Annotated in this window: 18 protein-coding genes and 1 other annotated feature; of the genes, 10 read left to right on the forward strand and 8 right to left on the reverse strand. The window is 58.1% G+C overall.

Translation table 11 applies throughout. The features are described 5' to 3' along the window. Positions 1-54 precede the first annotated feature (54 nt). The 7 genes from dnaX to JK621_RS04285 all read left to right on the forward strand — a co-directional run bounded on the left by dnaX (position 55) and on the right by JK621_RS04285 (position 8,494). On the forward strand, positions 55-2,004 hold the full coding sequence (gene dnaX, locus JK621_RS04255) for a DNA polymerase III subunit gamma/tau (protein WP_212558764.1): 1,950 nt from the start codon (positions 55-57) through the stop codon (positions 2,002-2,004). Beyond that, positions 1,337-1,401: a sequence feature (DnaX frameshifting element), on the forward strand. It overlaps the preceding gene by 65 nt. Before the next feature lie 41 nt (positions 2,005-2,045). Further along, positions 2,046-2,375, forward strand: coding sequence for a YbaB/EbfC family nucleoid-associated protein (locus JK621_RS04260; RefSeq protein ID WP_004949379.1), 330 nt, complete (start codon positions 2,046-2,048; stop codon positions 2,373-2,375). Further along, a complete protein-coding gene (gene recR / locus JK621_RS04265) occupies positions 2,375-2,980 on the forward strand; it encodes a recombination mediator RecR (RefSeq protein ID WP_212558765.1) in 606 nt (201 codons plus the stop codon). Before JK621_RS04260 ends, recR begins: the two co-directional genes overlap by 1 nt. Positions 2,981-3,121: 141 nt before the next feature. Then, the gene (gene htpG, locus JK621_RS04270; protein ID WP_212558766.1) at positions 3,122-4,987 is read left to right on the forward strand and encodes a molecular chaperone HtpG; all 1,866 of its coding nucleotides are present in this window, start codon (positions 3,122-3,124) and stop codon (positions 4,985-4,987) included. A gap of 327 nt (positions 4,988-5,314) precedes the next feature. After that, entirely contained in the window at positions 5,315-5,959 is a 645-nt protein-coding gene (gene adk, locus JK621_RS04275) for an adenylate kinase (protein WP_212558767.1), read from the forward strand. Positions 5,960-6,150: 191 nt separating this feature from the next. Further along, a complete protein-coding gene (gene hemH, locus JK621_RS04280) occupies positions 6,151-7,113 on the forward strand; it encodes a ferrochelatase (protein ID WP_212558768.1) in 963 nt (320 codons plus the stop codon). 76 nt (positions 7,114-7,189) lie between these two features. Then, positions 7,190-8,494, forward strand: a complete 1,305-nt coding sequence (locus JK621_RS04285; protein WP_212558769.1) for an inosine/guanosine kinase — start codon at positions 7,190-7,192, stop codon at positions 8,492-8,494. 51 nt (positions 8,495-8,545) lie between these two features. Here the strand turns inward: JK621_RS04285 and ybaL are convergent, their stop codons facing one another. Together ybaL and JK621_RS04295 are read right to left on the reverse strand one after the other, a co-directional pair. Then, the gene (gene ybaL / locus JK621_RS04290) at positions 8,546-10,237 is read right to left on the reverse strand and encodes a YbaL family putative K(+) efflux transporter (RefSeq protein ID WP_212558770.1); all 1,692 of its coding nucleotides are present in this window, start codon (positions 10,235-10,237) and stop codon (positions 8,546-8,548) included. Between the two features lie 244 nt (positions 10,238-10,481). Further along, a complete protein-coding gene (locus JK621_RS04295; RefSeq protein WP_212558771.1) occupies positions 10,482-11,702 on the reverse strand; it encodes an MFS transporter in 1,221 nt (406 codons plus the stop codon). Between the two features lie 182 nt (positions 11,703-11,884). Between JK621_RS04295 and ushA the strand changes: the two genes are divergently transcribed. Next, positions 11,885-13,537 carry a bifunctional UDP-sugar hydrolase/5'-nucleotidase UshA gene (gene ushA, locus JK621_RS04300; protein WP_212558772.1) on the forward strand — a complete coding sequence of 551 codons (1,653 nt, stop codon included), beginning with the start codon at positions 11,885-11,887 and terminating at the stop codon, positions 13,535-13,537. Positions 13,538-13,724: 187 nt separating this feature from the next. On the opposite strand, the gene ybaK is transcribed toward ushA, so the two are convergent. The 3 genes from ybaK to copA form a co-directional block, all read right to left on the reverse strand. After that, the gene (gene ybaK, locus JK621_RS04305) at positions 13,725-14,204 is read right to left on the reverse strand and encodes a Cys-tRNA(Pro)/Cys-tRNA(Cys) deacylase YbaK (RefSeq protein WP_126480785.1); all 480 of its coding nucleotides are present in this window, start codon (positions 14,202-14,204) and stop codon (positions 13,725-13,727) included. A 228-nt stretch (positions 14,205-14,432) separates the two neighbouring features. Beyond that, positions 14,433-15,236 carry a TraB/GumN family protein gene (locus JK621_RS04310; protein ID WP_212558773.1) on the reverse strand — a complete coding sequence of 268 codons (804 nt, stop codon included), beginning with the start codon at positions 15,234-15,236 and terminating at the stop codon, positions 14,433-14,435. Positions 15,237-15,405: 169 nt separating this feature from the next. Next, positions 15,406-18,126 carry a copper-exporting P-type ATPase CopA gene (copA, locus tag JK621_RS04315; protein WP_212558774.1) on the reverse strand — a complete coding sequence of 907 codons (2,721 nt, stop codon included), beginning with the start codon at positions 18,124-18,126 and terminating at the stop codon, positions 15,406-15,408. 107 nt (positions 18,127-18,233) lie between these two features. Here copA and cueR point away from each other — a divergent pair, with 107 nt between their 5' ends. Further along, positions 18,234-18,635 (forward strand): Cu(I)-responsive transcriptional regulator, encoded by a 402-nt coding sequence (cueR, locus tag JK621_RS04320; RefSeq protein ID WP_126480791.1) that lies wholly within the window; start codon positions 18,234-18,236, stop codon positions 18,633-18,635. On the opposite strand, the gene JK621_RS04325 is transcribed toward cueR, so the two are convergent. Together JK621_RS04325 and JK621_RS04330 are read right to left on the reverse strand one after the other, a co-directional pair. Then, entirely contained in the window at positions 18,632-19,093 is a 462-nt protein-coding gene (locus tag JK621_RS04325) for an NfeD family protein (protein ID WP_212558775.1), read from the reverse strand. The two genes, cueR and JK621_RS04325, sit on opposite strands and share 4 nt — an antisense overlap. A 2-nt stretch (positions 19,094-19,095) precedes the next feature. Further along, the gene (locus tag JK621_RS04330; RefSeq protein ID WP_212558776.1) at positions 19,096-20,001 is read right to left on the reverse strand and encodes an SPFH domain-containing protein; all 906 of its coding nucleotides are present in this window, start codon (positions 19,999-20,001) and stop codon (positions 19,096-19,098) included. 261 nt (positions 20,002-20,262) lie between these two features. Here JK621_RS04330 and cfa point away from each other — a divergent pair, with 261 nt between their 5' ends. Beyond that, on the forward strand, positions 20,263-21,414 hold the full coding sequence (cfa, locus tag JK621_RS04335) for a cyclopropane fatty acyl phospholipid synthase (protein WP_212558777.1): 1,152 nt from the start codon (positions 20,263-20,265) through the stop codon (positions 21,412-21,414). Between the two features lie 280 nt (positions 21,415-21,694). Here the strand turns inward: cfa and JK621_RS04340 are convergent, their stop codons facing one another. Further along, positions 21,695-22,549: a thioredoxin family protein gene (locus tag JK621_RS04340; RefSeq protein ID WP_212558778.1), complete on the reverse strand. Its 855-nt coding sequence runs from the start codon at positions 22,547-22,549 to the stop codon at positions 21,695-21,697. Positions 22,550-22,596: the final 47 nt, after the last annotated feature.

The raw sequence follows: 22,596 nt of genomic DNA on the forward strand, positions 1-22,596 counted from the left end.
GCCGCGGGGCTGTGTTAGCATGACCCTCTAGATTCCTCGACTTCTCCGGTATTAATGAGCTATCAGGTTCTTGCCCGTAAGTGGCGCCCTCAAACGTTTGCAGATGTTGTCGGACAAGAACACGTCCTGACGGCGCTGGCTAACGGCCTCTCGCTGGGGCGGATTCATCACGCCTATCTGTTTTCAGGTACGCGCGGCGTGGGTAAAACCACCATTGCGCGCCTGCTGGCCAAAGGCCTGAACTGTGAAACCGGCATCACCGCCACGCCGTGCGGCCAATGCGATAACTGCCGCGAGATTGAGCAAGGGCGTTTTGTCGATCTGATCGAGATAGATGCCGCGTCCAGAACCAAGGTGGAAGATACCCGCGATCTGCTGGATAACGTCCAGTACGCGCCCGCCCGCGGCCGTTTCAAAGTTTACCTGATTGACGAAGTGCACATGCTCTCGCGTCACAGCTTCAATGCGCTGTTGAAAACGCTGGAAGAGCCGCCTTCGCACGTGAAGTTCCTGCTGGCGACCACCGATCCGCAAAAGCTGCCGGTGACCATTCTGTCACGCTGCCTGCAATTCCATCTCAAAGCGCTGGATGTCGATCAGATCCGCAACCAACTGGAAACGGTGTTGCAGGCGGAGCAAATCACCAGCGATCAACGTGCCTTGCAACTGTTGGCGCGCGCCGCCGACGGCAGCATGCGTGACGCGCTCAGCCTGACCGACCAGGCGATTGCCATGGGGCAAGGTCAGGTGACGACCGCCACCGTAAGCCAAATGCTGGGCACGCTGGACGACGAACAACCGCTGGCCATCCTTGAAGCGCTGGTGAGCGCCGACGGCGAAAAGGTCATGGCGCAGGTCGCGCAGGCGGCTTCTCGCGGCGTAGATTGGGAAAATTTGCTGGTCGAGACGCTGGCGTTGTTGCACCGCATTGCGATGGTGCAATTGTTGCCGTCGGTACTGGACAATCATTACGCCGCCATTGAACAGCGGCTGCGTGAACTGGCGCGCACTTTGCCGCCGACTGACGTACAGCTTTATTACCAAACGCTGCTGGTAGGGCGCAAAGAGCTGGCTTTTGCGCCGGATCGCCGCATGGGGGTTGAGATGACCCTGCTGCGTGCGTTGGCGTTTCACCCGAAAGCGGTGATCCCGGAGCCGGTGGCGCAGGTGCAAATTGCCCCTGCGCAGATAGCGCAGCCGCAGGCCCCATCGGCCCAACCGCCACAGTTTCAGGACGTGCCGCCGCCATTAGGGCAAGCCGCGCCGCAAAATAATCAACCGGCGAATTTGCCGGATGCCACCGCGCAGTTATTAAAGGCGCGCACCCAACTGCTACGGCAGGGAGCATCCACACCAAAAAAGAATGAGCCGGCGGCGCCTGGAAAAGCGCGGCCGGCAAACTCAGCGCTGGAGCGTTTGGCTTCAGTGACTGAGCGCAGCCAGCAGCGCCTGGCGGAAAAACAGGTGCAGGAAAAACCGGCCAAGCCGGAAGCCTACCGTTGGCGGGCGCTGACCGAGCCGGAACCGGAGGCGGAACCGCTGGCGACGCCGAAAGCGTTGCGTACTGCACTGGAGCATGAGAAAACGCCCGAGCTGTCGGCCAAATTGGTGGTTGAGTCGCTTGAGCGCGATCCCTGGGCGGCAGAGATCGATAAGCTGAAAATCCCGAAACTGGTGCAGCAACTGGCGTTGAACGCCGTGAAACAACAGCTGGAACCAGGCAAAATTTGTCTCCGCCTGCGGTCTTCGCAGCGCCATCTGAACTCGCCTTCGGCGCAGAAGGTGCTGACCGACGCACTCGGCGAGCTGTACGGCAGCCCGGTTGAGTTGACCGTGGTGGAAGACGATAATCCGGCGGAGCGGACTCCGCTGGAGTGGCGGCAAGCCATTTATGAAGAAAAACTGGCGCAGGCGCGCCAGTCCATCGTTGCGGATACCAATATCCAGACGCTGCGCCGCTTTTTCGACGCGGATCTGGATGAAGAGAGTATTCGCCCCCTTTAAACGCTGCGCAAAGTGCGCGGCCCTAGCGACGAGAGACGACTATGTTTGGTAAAGGCGGTCTGGGCAACCTGATGAAGCAAGCCCAGCAAATGCAAGAAAAGATGCAACAGATGCAGGAAGAAGTCGCCAAATTGGAAGTGACGGGCGAATCCGGTGCCGGCCTGGTGAAAGTCACCATCAACGGCGCGCACAACTGCCGTCGTGTGGAGATCGATCAAAGCCTGATGGAAGACGACAAAGAGATGCTGGAAGACCTGATCGCCGCTGCGTTTAACGACGCCGCGCGCCGCATCGACGAAACCCAGAAAGAGAAGATGGCGTCTGTTTCCAGCGGCATGCAGTTGCCACCTGGCTTTAAGATGCCGTTCTGATGCAAACCAGCCCGCTCCTTGAAACATTAATGGAGGCGTTGCGTTGCCTGCCGGGCGTTGGCCCGAAGTCAGCCCAGCGTATGGCGTTTCAACTGCTGCAGCGCGATCGCAGCGGCGGAATGCGCTTGGCGCAGGCGCTGACCCGCGCCATGTCGGAAATTGGCCACTGTGCCGATTGCCGCACTTTCACCGAGCAGGATATCTGTACCATTTGCGCCAATCCGCGCCGTCTGCAAAACGGCCAGATCTGCGTGGTGGAAAGCCCGGCTGATATTCACGCCATCGAGCAGACCGGCCAGTTCGCCGGGCGCTACTTTGTGCTGATGGGCCACCTGTCGCCGATGGACGGCATTGGGCCTGGCGATATCGGTCTGGATCGGTTGGAGCAACGGCTGGATAAGGAAAGCATTACCGAAGTGATCCTGGCCACTAATCCGACGGTGGAAGGTGATGCAACCGCCAACTACATCGCAGAAATGTGCGGTCAGTATGGTGTGGTTGCCAGCCGCATTGCCCACGGCGTGCCGGTGGGCGGCGAGCTGGAGATGGTCGACGGCACTACGCTGTCGCATTCGCTGGCCGGCCGCAACGTCATCAAGTTTTAATGTTTTCCCTGACGGGGTCCATGCGGCCCCGTTATTTCCCCGCAAAAATCTCCCGTCAGCCGCTTGAAAAACAACGTGCTTGTCCCCACTTATTCCTCATTGTCCGATTTTGGTAGCCACTGTCTTTGAGGTAATTTGAGTATGAAAGGTCAAGAAACCCGCGGTTTCCAGTCTGAAGTAAAACAACTGCTTCATTTGATGATTCATTCGCTGTACTCCAATAAAGAAATCTTCCTGCGCGAGCTTATCTCCAACGCTTCGGATGCCGCCGACAAGCTGCGCTTCCGTGCGCTGTCTGCGCCTGAGTTGTATGAAGGCGACGGCGAGCTGCGTGTGCGCCTATCCTTCGATAAAGATCAGCGTACGCTGACCATCGCCGATAACGGCATCGGCATGAGCCGCGACGAAGTGATCGAGAACCTCGGCACCATCGCCAAATCAGGTACTAAATCATTCCTGGAATCTATCGGTTCTGACCAGGCCAAAGACAGCCAACTGATAGGCCAGTTCGGCGTCGGTTTCTATTCGGCGTTCATCGTGGCGGATAAAGTCACCGTGCGTACCCGTGCCGCCGGCGCGGCGGCGGATCAGGGCGTGTTCTGGGAGTCTGTCGGCGAAGGCGATTACACTATTGCCGATGACACCAAAGAAGATCGCGGCACCGAGATCACCTTGCATCTCCGCGAAGGCGAAGATGAATACCTCGACGCCTGGCGTCTGCGTTCGGTGATCGGCAAATATTCCGATCACATCGCATTGCCGGTTGAAATTGAAAGCAAAAACGAAGAAGACGGCACCGTCACCTGGGAAAAGATCAACAAGGCGCAAGCCCTGTGGACCCGCAGCAAGGCTGACGTCACCGACGAAGAGTACAAAGAGTTCTACAAGCACATCGCTCACGACTTTACCGATCCGCTGAGCTGGAGCCATAACCGGGTGGAAGGCAAGCAGGAATACACCAGCCTGCTGTATATCCCGGCGCAGGCTCCGTGGGACATGTGGAACCGCGATCATAAACACGGCCTGAAGCTGTACGTGCAGCGCGTGTTTATCATGGACGACGCCGAGCAGTTCATGCCGAACTACCTGCGTTTCGTGCGCGGCCTGATAGATTCCAACGACCTGCCGCTGAACGTCTCGCGTGAAATCCTGCAAGACAGCCGCGTGACGCAAAACCTGCGCGGCGCGCTGACCAAGCGCGTACTGCAGATGCTGGAAAAACTGGCTAAAGACGATGCCGAAGGCTACCAGAAGTTCTGGCAGCAGTTCGGCCTGGTGCTGAAAGAAGGCCCGGCAGAAGACGGCGGCAACAAAGAGGCCATCGCCAAACTGCTGCGCTTCGCTTCGACCCAGGGCGACAGCTCCGCGCAAACCGTCTCGCTGGAAGAGTACGTCGGGCGCATGGCGGAAGGGCAGGATAAAATTTATTACATCACTGCCGACAGCTATGCCGCCGCCAAGAGCAGCCCGCACCTGGAGCTGTTCCGCAAGAAAGGCATCGAAGTGCTGCTGCTTTCCGATCGTATCGACGAATGGATGATGAGCTACCTGACTGAGTTCGACGGCAAGCCATTCCAGTCGGTCAGCAAGGCGGACGACGCGCTGGACAAGCTGGCGGATGAAACCGAAGAGCAGAAGGCCGCCGAGAAGCAGCTGGAGCCGTTTGTCGACCGCGTGAAGACGCTGCTGGGCGATCGCGTGAAGGACGTGCGCCTGACGCACCGCCTGACCGATACGCCGGCCATTGTCACCACGGGTGCCGATGAAATGAGCACCCAGATGGCAAAACTGTTTGCCGCTGCGGGCCAGGAAGCGCCGGAAGTGAAATACATTTTCGAGTTAAATCCGGAGCATGCGTTGGTCAAACGCGCATCCGATGTGGGTGATAACGAACAATTCGCCGAATGGATCGATCTGCTGATGGATCAGGCGCTGCTGGCTGAACGCGGCACGCTGGAAGATCCAAACCAGTTTATCCGTCGCATGAATAAGCTGTTGTCGGCATAATTCCGGACCTATGCGCTCTTAACCACGGAGTTAAGGGCGCATTCTTGGTTTTTCTCCCTGATTTTCCCATTTTACCCGCCTTGTTGTCCGTGCTGTTCCGCAATCGATTTCCTTGCGTACCTTGAGCCAGCCCCCCCGGAAATGGTATGGTTGAGCGTTTTCGCAATTTTATAAAAACTTAATACCCAAAAAATTTCAAATTGCGGCCAGGCGGCAAGTGCGTGAGGCCCCGGGAGCTTACTCAGGTAAGTGACAGGGGGGAGTGTGCGTAGCCAACAACGCTGCGGTTTGAAAGATGAAGGGAATAATAGCAAGGGGATTTACGCAATGCGTATCATTCTGCTGGGCGCTCCGGGCGCTGGTAAAGGTACTCAGGCTCAATTCATCATGGAGAAATACGGTATTCCGCAAATCTCCACCGGTGATATGTTGCGCGCAGCCGTGAAGGCCGGCAGTGAACTGGGCAAGCAGGCGAAAGAAATCATGGACGCCGGCAAGTTGGTGACCGATGAGCTGGTAATTGCACTGGTCAAAGAACGCATCACCCAGGAGGATTGCCGTAACGGCTTCCTGCTGGATGGTTTCCCGCGCACCATTCCACAGGCTGATGCGATGAAAGAAGCCGGCATCAACGTGGACTACGTGCTGGAATTCGCCGTGCCGGACGAACTGATCGTCGATCGCATCGTTGGCCGCCGCGTACATGCGCCGTCTGGCCGCGTGTATCACGTTAAATTCAATCCGCCGCAGGTGGAAGGCAAAGACGACGTGACCGGCGAAGAGCTGACCACCCGTAAAGACGATCAGGAAGAAACCGTGCGCAAGCGCCTGGTGGAATACCATCAGATGACCGCACCGCTGATTTCCTACTACAGCAAAGAAGCTGCAGCAGGCAACACCCAATACCGTAAAATCGACGGCACCCGTAAAGTGACCGAAGTGAGCGCTGAGCTGGCGAACATCCTCGGCTGATCGATTTTTATTGCTGTGCATAGCGCCAGGCCTTAGGTCTGGCGTTTTTTTTATCTGGCGTCTGAGGTATCGCCTGTTGCTGATATCGGTTCCGGTGAAGCGCTTTTCCGCTACAATAGAGGCCATTAATTGACGTTAACGCCCTGACCCAGAACGGGGTGTTAGCCTGCAAGGCATCAAGGGGAGCTGAGATGAAGCAAGAGAAACACGGGGTATTGCTGGTGAACCTGGGCACGCCGGATGCTCCGACCTCGTCGGCGGTAAAACGCTACCTGAAGGAGTTCCTCAGCGACGACCGCGTCGTCGATACTTCACCGCTGATCTGGTGGCCAATCCTTAATGGCGTGATCCTGCCGATCCGATCGCCGCGCGTCGCCAAGCTGTATAAGTCGGTATGGATGGACGAAGGCTCGCCGCTGTTGGTCTACAGCCGCCGCCAGCAGCGCGCGCTGGCCGCACGCATGCCGAGCACCCCGGTGGAGCTGGGGATGAGCTACGGCTCGCCGAACCTGGCGGAGGCGATAGACAAGCTGTTGGCGCAAGGCGTAACCAATCTGGTGGTGCTGCCGCTGTATCCGCAATACTCTTGCTCGACCAGTGCGGCGGTGTGGGACGGCGTGGCTCGCGTACTGAAAGGCTACCGCCGCCTGCCGTCGATAGGCTTTATCCGTGACTACGCCGAGCACCCGGCCTACATTGCCGCGCTGCGCCAGAGCGTTGAGCGTTCGTTCGCCGAGCATGGTCAGCCGGATCGTCTGGTGTTGTCTTTCCATGGCATTCCCAAGCGCTATGCCCGTCTCGGCGACGATTACCCGCAGCGCTGTGAAGATACCCAGCGCGCCCTGGCCGCCACGCTGCCGCTGGCTCCGGACAAGGTCATGATGACCTACCAGTCGCGCTTTGGCCGCGAACCCTGGCTGACGCCTTACACCGATGAAACTCTGAAAAGCCTGCCGGCGCAGGGCATCAAGCACATTCAGCTGATTTGCCCCGGCTTCTCGGCGGACTGCCTGGAAACGCTGGAAGAAATCAAAGAGCAGAACCGCGAGATCTTCCTCAAGGCCGGCGGTGAGAAATTCGAGTATATTTCCGCGCTGAACGACGAGCCGGCGCATATTGACATGATGCAGCAGCTGGTGGCGCAGCGCTTCTGATCGTCATACAACCCCCTACATCAGGCAGAAATGTGCTAACATTTTCTGCCTGATAATAGCCACTGCCGCCAATCACATGAAATTTCCTGGTAAACGTAAGTCCAAACACTATTTTCCGGTGAACGCCCGCGATCCGCTCTTGCAGCAGGTTCAGCCTGAAAATGAAGTCAGCACCTCTTATATCGTCGGCATCGACCAGACGCTGGTGGATATCGAAGCAAAAGTGGATGATGCGTTTATCCAGCGCTACGGCCTGAGCCTGGGGCATTCCCTGGTGATTGAGGATGACGTCGCCGAGGCACTGTATCAGGAGCTAAGCGAAAACAATCAGATCGACCATCAGTTCGCCGGCGGCACCATCGGCAATACCCTGCACAACTATTCGGTGCTGGCGGATGACCGTTCGGTCCTGCTCGGCGTCATGTGCAGCAACATCAAAATCGGCAGCTACGCCTACCGTTATCTGTGCAATACCTCCAGCCGCACCGATCTTAACCACCTGCAGGCGGTTGACGGCGCTATTGGCCGCTGCTTTACGTTGATCACCGAAAGCGGCGAACGCACTTTCGCCATCAGCCCCGGACAGATGAACCAACTGCGGCCGGAGAGCGTGCCGGAAGAGGTGATCGCAGGCGCTTCTGCGCTGGTGCTGACGTCGTATCTGGTGCGCTGCAAGGAGGGGGAGCCGATGCCGGCCGCTACCATGCAGGCGATCGAGTTCGCCAAGAAACACGATGTGCCGGTGGTGCTGACGCTGGGCACCAAGTATGTGATTGCCGATAACCCGCAGTGGTGGCGCGACTTCCTGAAGCAACACGTGTCGATTCTGGCGATGAACGAAGACGAAGCGTTGGAACTGACCGGGCTGAGCGATCCGCTCACCGCCTCGGACATGGCGCTCGAATGGGTGGATCTGGTGCTGTGCACCGCCGGGCCAAACGGCCTGTATATGGCGGGCTACACTGAAGAGGCCAACAAGCGGGAAACCCAGCATCCGCTGTTGCCGGGGCATATCGCCGAATTCAACCGTTATGAGTTCAGCCGCGCCATGCGTCGTGAAAGCTGTGAGAACCCGTTCCGCATCTATTCGCATATCGCGCCGTACATGGGCGGGCCGGAGAAAATCATGAACACCAACGGCGCCGGCGACGGCGCGCTGTCGGCGTTGTTGCATGATATCGCCGCCAACGGTTTTCACCGCAATAACGTGCCGAACTCCAGCAAGCACGTGCGCAGCTACCTGACTTACTCCTCGTTGGCGCAGGTATGCAAATACGCCAACCGCGTCAGCTATCAGGTGCTGAACCAGCATTCACCGCGCCTGACGCGTGGCCTGCCGGAACGGGAAGACAGCCTGGAAGAGTCTTACTGGGAACGGTAAAAAAGCAAAAGGTCCGGCAAGCCGGACCTTTTTTGATCGCCGCTTTTCACGTCAAATCGGGCAGGTGCCCAATTTCTCTTCTTCGCTCAGCGAATCCAGCTTAAGAATATTCAACATGCTGTTGGCGATTTCCCGCTCGCCCATCACGACCTGATCGGCACCGCGATCGGAGATATATGACACCTCGTCATCGTAATGCGCGCGGGCGATAATCTCGATGTTTGGCCGTTTGTTGCGCGCAGAGGCGACGATCTCCCCGGCTTCGTAGCCATTTGGAATGGTCAGCAGCAGCCAGCGCGCGCAGTCGAGCCGCGCCAGATCCATCACCTCCGGATTGGCGGCGTTGCCCAGCACCGTTTTGATGCCCTGTTCACGCAGCGCTTCGACCCGAGGGCGAGAGTTCTCGATCACCACCAGCGGAATGCCGGCCTCGGCCAGTTTGGCGCCCAGCAGGCTGCCGACGCGTCCATAGCCGACCAGCAGGGCGTGATTGCACATATCGAACGGGATCTGCTTTTCTTCTTCCACCGCTTCTTCCAGAATCTGGTCTTCCATGGTTTCGGCCTTGGCCAGATAACGTTCAAGCAGGGTGAACAGCAGCGGATTAAGCATGATCGACAGAATGGCGCCGGCCAGCACCAGATTGCGGCCGTGTTCCGACATCATGCCGAGCGAGATGCCAAGGCCGGCCAAAATGAAGGCGAACTCGCCGATCTGCGCCAGGCTGGCGGAGATGGTCAGCGCGGTGCGCTTGGAGTGGCCGAACATTTTCACCAGCAGGAACGCCGCCGCCGATTTGCCGAACACGATAATCGCCAGCGTCGCCAGCACCGCCAGCGGCTCGTTGATCAGGATCATCGGATCAAACAGCATGCCGACCGAGACAAAGAACAGCACCGCAAAAGCATCGCGCAGCGGCAGCGTGTCGTGGGCTGCGCGGTGGCTCAACTCCGACTCGTTCAGCACCATGCCGGCGAAGAACGCCCCCAGAGCGAAGGAAACGTCGAACAGCTTCACGGCGCCATAGGCAATGCCGAGCGCCAGCGCCAACACCGCCAGGGTAAACAGCTCGCGGGAACCGGTGCTGGCGGTTTTTGCCAGGATCCACGGCACCAGGCGGCGGCCGACCACAATCATCAGCGCGATAAAGGCGATGACCTTGCCGATGGTGAGCGCCAGATCCATCAGCAACTGGCTGCTGCTGGCGTTGTCATTGCCCATCATGTTGCCGAAGGCAGGCAGCAGCACCAACGTCAGCACCATCGCCAGATCTTCCACAATCAGCCAGCCGATGGCGATTTGCCCGCGCTGGCTGTCAATCAACTGGCGTTCTTCGAGTGCGCGCAGCAGTACCACGGTACTGGCGGTGGACAGACACAGCCCGAACACCAGCCCGGAAATCAAATCCCAGCCGAGCAGCTTCGACAGCCCCATACCCAACAAGGTGGCGACGGCAATCTGCGCCACGGCGCCGGGAATGGCGATATGTTTTACTGCGAGGAGGTCTTTAAGAGAGAAATGGAGGCCAACACCGAACATCAACAAAATCACGCCAATTTCCGCCAGTTCCGGCGCCAGCGAGGTGTCGGCGACAAATCCGGGGGTAAAGGGGCCGGCGAGCACGCCTGCTGCAAGGTATCCTACCAGTGGGGAGATGCGCAGGCGATTCGCCAGCATACCGAGGAGGAAGGCGAGTACTAACCCTCCGACAATAGTGGTGATTAACGGTGTTGAATTATGCATCCAGACTCCTTCTAGCTATGCATTGCGGCAGAGGGAAAGCGCAACTAAGTTACGAAAAGATACATTTAGTTTATTGCATTTGTGCGTGCCTTGCTTAGCTAAATTTGGCTTTTTTGCGAAAAAGCAGGGGATTCCGCATTAAGCAAGCCAGTGAGGGGATTTATCAATTAATAAGTCAAATAACATTGATTTATGTTGGAGATAACCCGGCTGAATGATATTTATCAGCCGGGTCACAGAAGGGTTATTGCGAGTTATGATCCATATTAGGCAGTAGTGCGGTAATAATGCCGATCAAGGGTAAGAAAGCACAGATTTGGTAAACCAATTCGATGCTGGTCAAATCTGCGACATAACCAAGAACTGCCGCCCCTAATCCACCCATACCAAAAGCAAAACCGAAGAATAAACCGGAAACCATACCAACTTTCCCCGGGATCAGCTCCTGAGCGTAGACCAGAATGGCCGAAAACGCCGAGGCGAGAATTACTCCTATGATCACCGTCAAAATACCGGTCCAGTATAAAGATGCATAGGGTAAAACGAGCGTGAAAGGTGCTGCGCCGAGTATGGAGCCCCAAATAACATATTTTCGGCCTATCCTGTCTCCCAATGGCCCGCCGATAATGGTACCGGCGGCTACGGCGAACAGGAACGCAAACAGGTGTATCTGAGCATTCTGAACCGAAACGCCGAACTTATGTATCAGATAAAATGTGTAATAGCTGCTGATGCTGGCCAAATAGAAATATTTGGAGAATATCAGCACCAGCAGGATGCCGAGTGCGTAGGTGACGGTACGTTTTGGCAGCGGTTGCCGCGCAGCGGCGGCTTTAGGCAAGCCTTTTGTCGCCCGCTGCTGTTGCTGATACCACTTGCTGACCTGCAACAGCACCACGATAGCCAGCAGTGCCGCCAGCGAGAACCAGGCGACGTTGCCCTTACCGTAAGGCGCGATAATCAATGCCGCCAACAGGGGGCCGAGCGAACTGCCAAAGTTGCCGCCGACCTGGAACAGCGACTGCGCCAGGCCATGCCGGCCGCCGGAAGCCATGCGCGCTACGCGGGACGATTCCGGATGGAAGACCGAAGAGCCGGTACCGACCAGCGCCGCGGCCAGCAACACCAGCGGGAAGGTATTGGCTACCGACAGCAACAGCAGGCCACACAGGGTAAAACCCATGCCGATTGGCAGCGAATAAGGCTGCGGGTGTTTATCGGTGAAGTGGCCGATCAGCGGCTGCAACAATGAAGCGGTTAATTGGTAGGTTAGGGTAATCATGCCGATCTGCACGAAGCTGAGATTGAAATCGGCCTGCAGGATCGGGTAAATCGCCAGGATCAGCGACTGAATCATGTCGTTCAGCAGGTGGGATACGCTGATGGCGCCGAGGATCGAGAAAGCGGTGCCTTTAACCGCGCCGCCCTTGGCCGGCGGCATGGCGGTTTCGCTACGGTCGGTCATTTTATTGTTAGCCTGGTAAGTTTTAGGGTTCAGAGCAGATTATCTTAGGTAAGTTGTTCAATTTTTACCACACTCGACATAATTTGACGTATATCGCAAAAATTTGAAATCACTTGTCTTTATTTCGCGCTACAATTTGGGCCACCTCAAAAAACAGTTCATTTTCATCATGGAGAGCCGCCATGCGTTTTTCGTTAAAAACCACCGCATGCGCCTTGGCCGTGTCCCTGACTTTCCTGTCGGGAGCCGCCAGCGCCTGGGAAAAGGATAAGACCTACGAGATCACCATCCTGCATACCAACGATCACCACGGCCATTTCTGGCAGAACGATCACGGTGAGTACGGCCTTGGCGCGCAGAAAACCCTGGTGGACGGCATTCGCCAGGAAGTGGCGGCCAAGGGCGGCAGCCTGCTGCTGTTGTCCGGCGGCGATATCAATACCGGCGTGCCGGAGTCTGATCTGCAGGATGCCGAACCGGATTTTCGCGGTATGAACCTGGTGGGTTACGATGCGATGGCGATCGGCAACCATGAGTTCGACAACCCGCTCAGCGTGCTGCGTCAGCAGGAGAAATGGGCGACCTTCCCGCTGCTGTCGGCCAATATCTATCAGAAAAGCACCCAACAGCGCCTGTTCAAACCTTACGCCTTATTCGACAAACAGGGCATCAAGATTGCGGTTATCGGCCTGACCACCGACGACACCGCCAAGATCGGCAACCCGGAATACTTCACCGATATCGAGTTCCGCGTGCCGGCGCAGGAGGCGAAACAAGTCGTTGAGCAACTGCGCAAGGATGAAAAACCGGACGTGATCATCGCCGCCACTCACATGGGCCATTACGATGACGGCAACCACGGCTCCAACGCGCCGGGCGACGTCGAGATGGCGCGCAGCCTGCCGGCGGGTTACCTGGATATGATCGTCGGCGGCCACTCGCAGGATCCGGTCTGTATGGCCGGGGAAAACCACAAACAGGTGGATTACGTGCCGGGTACCCCGTGCTCGCCGGATCGTCAAAACGGCACCTGGATCGTGCAGGCGCACGAGTGGGGCAAATACGTCGGCCGCGCCGATTTCCAGTTCCGCAATGGCGAGCTGAAGCTGGTGCATTATCAACTGATCCCGGTCAACCTGAAGAAAAAGGTGGAAAAAGCCGACGGCACCAGCGAGCGGGTATATTACACCCAGAAAATTCAGGAAGATCCTTCCATGATGAAACTGCTGACGCCATTCCAGGACAAGGGCAAGGCGCAGCTTGACGTTAAAATCGGCAGCGTGAACGGCAAGCTGGAGGGCGATCGCAGCAAGGTGCGCTTCGTTCAGACCAACCTGTCGCGCGTACTGCTGGCGGCGCAAATGGAACGTGTCGAAGCCGATTTTGCGGTGATGAGCGGCGGCGGGGTGCGTGATTCGATCGAGTCCGGCGACATTACCTATAAAAACGTGCTCAAGGTGCAGCCGTTCGGCAACACGTTGGTCTATGCCGAGATGAAAGGCAGCGAGGTAGAAAAATACCTGGCGGTGGTGGCTAACATGAAGGTGGATTCCGGCGCTTATGCGCAGTTTGCCAACGTCAGCCTGATGGCGGACGGCAAGGGCGTCAGCAACGTGAAGATCAAGGGCGAGCCATTGCAGGCAGACAAAACCTACCGTATGGCGACGCTGAACTTCAATGCGTTGGGCGGCGACGGCTATCCGAAGCTGGATACCCTGCCAGGCTACGTCAACACCGGCTTTATCGATGCCGAAGTGCTGAAACAGTATATCGAGAAGCACTCTCCGTTGGATGCGGCGGCCTATGAGCCGAAGGGCGAGATTGTTTATCAGTAAGCTTTCACCCGCCATACCTGACGTTGTCTCTGCGTTGGCGGCGTCCGCTCACCCCAGTCTCATAGCCATCTATGCTGCTGGGGATTATGAGCCTCATCCTTGAGGCTCACCCTACGGCCTTGCCGTCTCGATACAACGTCAATTATTTAGGGTAAAAGGGGTCGCTGGGGGCCGATGCCCCCGCCATTTAATCGCGCTTGGCGATATCGGCGAAGCTGCCGGCCAGCAGGCGGCATAAATCGCCGGCGGCCAGTTCGATATCCAGCCCGCGTTTGCCGCCGGAGACGTAAATGGTGGCGAACTGCTGCGCCGGGCTGTCGATCACCGTCGGCAACCGCTTTTTCTGCCCCAGCGGGCTAATGCCGCCGACCAGATAACCGGTCACGCGTTGTGCCAGTTGCGGATCGGCCATTTCCGCTTTCTTTGCGCCCAGGGCGCGGGCGACCTTTTTCAGATCCAACTGGGTCGCGACCGGCGTTACCGCCACCGCCAGCTGTTTGGCATCGCCGTTCAGCGCCACCAGCAGCGTTTTATAGACGCGATCGGCATCGAGCCCAAGTTTCTGTACCGCTTCATCGCCGAAGTGGGTTTCTGCACTGTCGTGATGATAGGGATGAAGGGTAAACGCGATTTTTTGTTTCTCAAGCAGGATCACTGCGGGCGTCATACTGTTTTCCTATTTCCCCTTTGCACGGGAAGTTGCAACGCGAAGCAACAAAATTACAAAAATCTAACGGTGGCAGCAACCTGAGCCGCTGTTACATAAAGCGGGTTGCCAAGGTGTTCACTGGGTTGCTACCCTGTCTATTGTAACCGTTAACACGGTTGCTATGCGTATAACTAAAATACAAGAAATTCCTCTTTGACTGGCCAGTAGCGATATTGGCCACTTTTTTTACTGCGCCTGAAGCATCGCCGGCAGATTATCTTCGCCGTACAGATGCAGCGCGCCCACCGCCACCACGTAGTTGCCGGCCGGCAACGCCTCCAGTTTCTGCCGCCAGTCCCGGTTGCGCCGATGCATCAGCACGTCGTACAGATCGGCGCTGAAGGTGGCGGGCAGGGTTTCCAGTGCGCCATTGGGTTTCGCGTCAAGCCACCAGCTGACCATGGTTTGCAGCAGCCGCGCGTTGGTGTGCCAGTGCTCCAGCGTATCGCGCAGCAGCGCCATGCCGCCTTCCGGCAATTGTTCCAGCATCGCCATCTGCTGTTCCGCGCCTTCCAGCTCAATCACCTTTTTGTGTTGTTGCCGGGCGGCCTGCAACAGTTGGTAGTCCACGCCGTACTCGGCGCGCAGCCCCAGCCGCTGAGCCTGGCGCGCCTGCATCGTCAGCGCCACCTGCCAGCCGGGTAGGGTCGAGAACGCCTCGGCGTCGGCGCCCAATTCCTGGCACAGGGTCAACAACTGCTGAAACTCGTTCTCGGAAAGGCGCTCCGCCAGCTCGGGTTGTGCGTCAGCGCGGTCAAACGGCGAAGCGGAACCGGTGATATCGGCCTCAACAATCAGGGCGTCAGCCTGTTTCAGGCGGGTAGCCAGCGTGGCCGGCAGCGGCGACATATCCACCGTACCCATATGAATGCTGCCCACCAGATGGAATTGACGATCGCCGGGCAGCCGGATATCCAGCGCCGGGTAGGCGTAGGTCATCGGAGAAATAATGCCGAGAAAGGCGGCGATGCGGCGTAATAGCTTACCCATACAGCGTGGCTCCTTATTTTCCCCGCGAGCTTGCAAGCGACGGCCTGGCCCTCTGGCGGGTAACGCGGTTGTGCCATGCTAAACGCTATCCGCCGCACAAGAAAGCCTGAAGAGTGGAGGAATTATCCCAAAGGAAGCGGGGCGCAAGAGTTTGCGCCCCCTGTGGCATTCAGCGTTTCGGTTTAAAACGCAGCAGTCGGTTGGCGTTACTGACCACGGTAATGGAAGACAGCGCCATCGCGGCGCCCGCCACTACTGGGCTGAGCAGAGTGCCGGTCAACGGATACAGCACCCCGGCGGCGATGGGAATGCCGAGCGTGTTGTAAATGAATGCCCCGAGCAGGTTCTGTTTCATGTTGCGCAGCGTGGCCTTCGACAGTTCCAGCGCGTCGGCGACGCCATTCAGGCTGTGACGCATCAGGGTGATGGCGGCGGTTTCGATTGCGATATCGCTGCCGCCGCCCATCGCGATGCCCACGTCGGCTTGCGCCAGTGCCGGGGCGTCGTTGATGCCATCGCCGACCATTGCCACGCGGTGGCCCTGCGCCTGCAACCGTTTGATCGCCTCGGCCTTGCCGTCCGGCAGCACGCCGGCGATGACCTTGTCGATACCGGCCTCTTTGGCAATGGCGTTGGCGGTCACCGGATTGTCGCCGGTCAGCATCACCAGTTGATAACCCTGACGATGCAGACGCTGCAGCGCTTCAATGCTGTCGCTGCGCAGCGGATCGCGGATGGCGATCAGCGCAGCCGGCCGCCCGTCGGCTGCCAGTAGCACCGGCGTAATGCCGCGCTCGGCTTGTTGCTGAATTTGCGCTTCCAGCACTGCGGTCGCCACCTGGTGCTGTTGCAACAGTGCGGCGTTGCCCAGCAACAGCTTCACGCCGTCCACTTCACCGCTGACGCCGGCCCCGCGCAGGGTTCGGAACTGCTCAACCGACGGCAGCGATTGCCCGGCGGCGTGCTCAACGATGGCACGCGCCAAGGGGTGGCTGGCGCCTTGTTCCAGTGCGGCTGCCCAACGCAGCGCCTGCTGCTCGTCGATCTGATTGAAGGTGATAATCTCCACCACGCGCGGTTGGCCTTCGGTCAGGGTGCCGGTTTTATCAAACACCAGCGTATCCAGGGTGCTGGCCTGCTGCAACGCATCGGCGTCGCGCACCAGCACGCCGAACTCGGCCGCGCGGCCAACGCCGGAAATGATCGACATCGGCGTCGCCAGGCCCAGCGCGCAAGGGCAGGCGATGATCAGCACCGTAGTGGCGATCACCAGCGTATAAACCAACTGCGGCTGCGGGCCGAAGAAATACCAGATCGCCGCGCTGAACAGGGCGATGGCCACCACCACCGGCACGAACACCGCAGAAATGCGGTCCGCCAGTTTGCCAATCTCCGGCTTGCTGCTCTGCGCCTGGCGCACCAGTTTGATGATCCGCGCCAGCGTGGTTTTGCTGCCGATAGCGCCGGCGCGAAACAGCACGCTGCCGTCATCCACCACCGTACCGGCATGTACGGTGTCGCCAACGCCTTTCTGCTGCGGTACGGCTTCGCCGGTCAGCATCGCTTCGTCCAGCCACACTTCGCCCTGCACAATTTCGCCGTCCACCGGGATACGATCGCCGGTGGTCAGGCGCAGCGTCATGCCGAGTTGCACCTGCGCCAGCGCAATGGTTTTCTCGCCGTCTTCGGTCACCAGCCGCGCCGTCGGCGGAGTCAGGTCCAGCAGCCGCTCCAGCGCCTGCGACGAACGCTGGCGCGCCCGCTGCTCCAGCGCATGGCCGAGGTTGATCAGGCCGATGATCATGGCGCTGGCCTCGTAATACAGGTGCCGCGCCTCCATAGGGAAGAAATCCGGCCACAGGTTGACGCTGATCGAATACAGCCAGGCGGCGCCGGTGCCGAGTGCGACCAGCGTATCCATGGTGGCGCTGCCGTTGCGTAGCGCGCGCCAGGCGTTGCGGTAAAAATGCCCGCCGGCGAACACCATCACCGCCAGAGTGATCAGACCAACCCACAGCCACGGGCGTTGGGTTTCCGGCGTCAGCGACATACTGCCGCCAAACAGGCCCCAGGCCATCAGCGGAATGCCCAGCGCCAGGCCGAGCGCCGCCTGCCAGCGGAAGCGCTTCATGTTGGCCTGCGCGGTCTGCTGTTGGCGTTCGCGGCGTTCGGTTTCGTCCTGGATCATTTCCGCGCCATAGCCGGCTTTCTCCACCGCCGCCACCAGCGCCTGCGGATCGGCCGCGCCGGTAATCAATGCGCTGCGTTCCGCCAGATTGACCCGCGCCTGTTCGACGCCGGGCACGCTTTGCAGCGCGTTTTGGACTTTACTGACACAGCTGGCGCAGCTCATGCCGCTGAGCAGCAGTTGAACGCTGTCATCATCGTCGTTGAGGTGGGTTGCCGGAAGGGAAGAGGGGGCCGCTGCCTGGGGTTCCGGCAATTCAGGGGCTGATTCAGTCAACGGCTCAGTTTTTGGGAGAGGGGCGGCTCCATTGACGCTGGCGTGATAACCGGCTTCTTCTACTGCGGCGATCAACGCCCCGGCAGCGGCATCGCCATAGACCTTGGCCGACTCGATGCCGACGTCTGCCGCGATCACGCCCGGTACCGCTTCCAGCGCTTTGCGGGTGCTGGCGGCGCAGTGCATGCAGCTCAGGCCGCTCAGCTGCAGTTCGGTATCGGGCCGTTGCGCTACGGCAGCCTGGTAACCGGCGGCGATCACGCTGTCGATCAGCGCCTGGCTCGGCGCATCGCCGGTGACCCTGGCGTAATTGACATTAACCTCTGCCTGTTCGACATCGTTGCGGCTTTCCAGGGCTTTTTTCACCCGTTGCGCGCAGTTCATGCAGGTTAACCCCTGCAACGCCAGCACGGTGGTTTGTGACATGATTCGGTTCCTCGCTCAAGTGCGGTGTTTAAAGGTTGACCGCTTAGCCTGTTTTCACTAAGAATGAAGGTTAAACCTTCCAGCAAGGGGAAGGTCAAGGAGTGAAAATGAATATCAGCGACGTGGCGAAAAAAACCGGTTTAACCAGCAAAGCGATCCGCTTTTATGAAGAGAAAGGGCTGGTTACCGCGCCGATCCGTACCGATAACGGTTACCGCAGCTATAACCCGAAGCATATCGAAGAGCTGACGCTGCTGCGCCAGGCGCGGCAGGTGGGTTTTAACCTGGACGAGTGTCGCGAGCTGGTGGCGTTGTTTAACGATCCGGCCCGGCATAGCGCCGATGTGAAAGCGCGCACGCTGCAAAAAGTGGCGGATATTGAAAAACACATCGGTGAGTTGGGCGAGATGCGCCAGCGTCTGCTGGCGCTGGCGAACGAATGCCCGGGCGATGACGGGGCAGAATGCCCGATCATTAATAACCTGGCGGGTTGCTGCCACAATCACTAGCGCGTAACGGCACGGATCACCAGGGTTACGCCCTCGACGGCAATGACTTCCACTTCGGTCCCTATCGCCAGATCTTCACTGGCCTGTGCGCGCCAACTGCTGTCGCCGATGTTAATGCGGCCCATGCCGTTGTGCATGGCTTCGGTCAAGGTCGCGCGGGTGCCGATCAACTGGCGGTTGCGCTGGTTCAGCACCTGCGAACCGCTGGTTGCCGCCGCCGGTCGCTGGCGCAGCCAGTACCACCACAGATAGGCCACGACAATGGTCAGTACGGCAAAAATCACCCCCTGCCACTCCCAGGCCAACTGCGGCAGCAGCCAGACCATCGCGCCGACCGCCACCGCCGACACGCCGCTCCATAACAGGTAGCCGCTGGCGCCGAGCATCTCGGCCGCCAACAGCAGCCCGCCGAGAGAAAGCCAGAACCAGTGCGGGTTTGCTGCAATTTGTTCGAGCATGATTACTTGCCTTTGGTGTCTTTCAACAGCTCGGCAATGCCACCGATTGAACCGAGCAGGCTGCTGGCGTCCAGCGGCATCATAACGACTTTACTGTTGTTGGCGGAACCGATCTTCTGCAGCGCGTCAGTGTATTTCTGCGCCACAAAATAGTTCACCGCCTGGATATTGCCGCTGGCGATAGCGTCGGAAACCAACTGCGTGGCCCGTGCTTCCGCTTCTGCGGCACGTTCACGCGCCTCCGCCTGCAGGAATGCCGACTGGCGTTCGCCCTCGGCCTTCAGGATCTGCGATTGCTTATCCCCTTCGGCGCGCAGAATGGCCGCCTGGCGTACGCCTTCGGCCTCAAGGATGTCCGCACGCTTGGTACGTTCGGCCTTCATCTGGGCGTTCATTGAGGCGATCAGTTCGGCAGGCGGGCGCACGTCACGGATCTCGATACGGGTGATCTTGACGCCCCAGGGGTTGGTGGCTTCGTCCACGATATGCAGCAGGCGGCTGTTGATGCTGTCGCGCTGCGACAGGATTTCGTCCAGTTCCATTGAGCCGAGCACGGTACGGAAGTTGGTCATGGTCAGATTGACGATCGCCCGCTCGAGGTTGCTGACCTCATAGGCGGCGCGCGCCGGATCGACCACCTGGATAAAGCACACCGCATCGATGGCCACGTTGGCATTATCGCGCGAGATGATTTCCTGCGAGGGAATATCCAGCACCTGTTCCATCATATTGATTTTTCTGCCGATGCGATCCATAAAGGGCACGACCAGGTTCAAACCGGGCATCAGCGTTTTGGTATAGCGGCCGAAGCGTTCCACCGTCCATTGGAACCCTTGCGGAACAATTTTGACGCCGGCGAAGACGATGATCAGCGCGACGACGATCACAATGGGGATAAGGGTAAACATGGCAAACCTCCTGTCAGACATATGTAAGAGGATTTTACGCCACAGCGCAGGGAAAGCCTAATATCCCCGTCGTTTCAGGAGGGAAATCAGGATAGGCAGCGATAACATTCCAAATTGGCATGTTTCCAATAATTTTTATTCATTTCATGACGTTGTCTGCCTTGGCTAGAGTGGGATTTGTCGCTGCTCTTATCTTCAAATTTTTGTCATTTCTATTTGCGACTATGCTTTTTGAAGTGACATCTTGCGCCAAGGATCGTTATGGACTCAATCAGTGTCGATGAACTCGCCCAGAAAAAAGATCGCTGGTATCTCATCGTGGAAGAAATGTTGGCGGCGGCCGGCATTACCATCAACGGGAATAATGCATTTGATCTTCAGGTGCACAATCCGGGCTTATTTAAACGCATTCTGCAGGAAGGCTCGCTCGGGTTTGGCGAAAGCTATATGGATGGCTGGTGGGATTGCGAAAGGCTGGACGCGCTATTTACCCGTATCTTGCATTTCGGCGTTGATGAACGTCTGCCAAAACGCCTGACGGACATTACGCGGATCGCCTATGCGCGGCTGTTTAACCGGCAATCGCGCAAACGCGCCTGGCAGGTGGGGAAAGAGCATTACGACATCGGCAACGATCTGTTTCGTGCCATGCTCGATCCTTATATGCAATATTCCTGCGGTTACTGGAAGGAGGCTGAAACGCTGGAACAGGCGCAACTGGCCAAGCTGAAAATGATCTGCGAGAAGCTGCAACTGAAACCGGGCATGTCGCTGTTGGACATCGGCTGCGGTTGGGGCGGGCTGGCACAGTATGCGGCGGAAAACTACGGCGTATCGGTGCATGGCGTGACTATTTCCGCCGAGCAGCAAAAGCTGGCTCAGGAGCGCTGTCAGGGGCTGGACGTAGAGATTCTGTTGCAGGATTATCGCGATTTGAACCGCCAGTTTGACCGCATTGTTTCCGTCGGCATGTTCGAACACGTCGGGCCGAAAAACTACGACACCTATTTCAGCGTCGCGGCGCGTAATCTGAAGCCCGATGGCCTGTTCCTGTTGCACACCATTGGCGCCAACCAAACCAATCTCCACGTCGACGCCTGGATTGATAAATACATCTTCCCCAACGGCTGCCTGCCCTCGGTGCGCCATATCGCCGAAGCCAGCGAACAGCGTTTCGTGATGGAGGATTGGCACAATATCGGCGCCGATTACGATCGCACCCTGATGGCCTGGTATGAGAATTTCAAACGGGCGTGGCCGGCGCTGTCGGAAAATTACTCTGAGCGCTTCGAGCGGATGTTCACTTATTACCTGAATGCCTGCGCGGGTGCGTTCCGTTCGCGCGATATTCAGCTGTGGCAGGTGTTGTTCAGTCCGAAGGGGGTTGAAGGCGGTGTTCGGGTTTACCGCTAATATCCTCGTCATATTTCAAGCTGCCTCGGCGTTGGCTGCGTTTGCGCGCCCCAGTCACTTACTGGAGTAAGCTCCTGGGGACTTACAAACTTGCCGCCTGGATGCAACTCGAACTATTTAGAGGATATTTCCTCAATTATTTACTTTGGGATAGAGACCCAATGGATTTCCAGTTGCATCCAGGCGGCAAACGCGAGAAACCCCAAGAGCTTAGATAACTAAGTGACTGGGGTTCGAACGTGCAGCCAACAACGATGCGGCTGGAAAGACGAAGGGTATATCAATAGAGTAGTGAGTAGAGCTGACGGCGATACTTGGCGGCCAGCGCGTCGCCGGTGCCCAGTGCGGCCAGAATATCCATCAGCGTCTTGCGCGCGCTGCCGTTGGCGGCGGCCAGATCTTTCTTCAAGTGCCCTATCAGCAGTTCCAGCGCTTCTTCGTTGCGCCCCACCTGATGCAGTTGCAGCGCCAGTTGCACGGCCAGCTCGACGTTCTCCGGCTGTTGTTGCACCTGTTGCTGCAACAGCTGGATTTCCGGCGTGTCGGCCGCCTGCTTCAGCAATTCAATCTGCGCCACCAGGCCCTGATAACGGGTATCGCGATCCTGTAAAGGAATCGTCGCCAGCACCGTTTCGGCCTCTTCAGTGCGGTTCAGCGCGATCTGGGTTTCTGCAAGCGTCAGGCCGATATCGCTGCGTTGCTGGCTGGCTTGCCAGGCGTCTTTCAACAGCGGCAGCGCTTCAGCCGCGTTGCCTTCGGCCAGCAGGTCGGTTGCCTGTGCCAGTTTCAGATCTTCTGCCTTCGGCAGGAAACGCTGCAGGAATTCGCGGATGACGTCTTCCGGCTGCGGGCCCTGGAAACCGTCGACCGGTTGGCCGTCTTTGAACAGGTAAACCGTAGGGAGGGAGCGCAGCCCGAATTGCGCGGCGATCGCTTGTTCCGCGTCGCAGTCCACCTTGGCCAACAAGAACTGGCCGGCATATTCCGCCGCCAGCTTATCCAGGATCGGGGTGAGCTGCAGGCAGTGTTGGCTGCGATCTGACCAGAAGTAGAACAGCACCGGCAGGGACATCGATTGTTCCAGCGTTTGGTGCAGGTTTGTTTCGTTAATATCAACAACAGCTTGAGCTAGCATGTGATTCTCTCTCTGATCTTGCGGAGCCATTGGCTCTTAGATGGGGG

Origin of the sequence: Serratia plymuthica, from assembly GCF_018336935.1 — a bacterium.
In the GTDB taxonomy this organism is placed as follows: Bacteria; Pseudomonadota; Gammaproteobacteria; order Enterobacterales; family Enterobacteriaceae; genus Serratia; species Serratia plymuthica_B.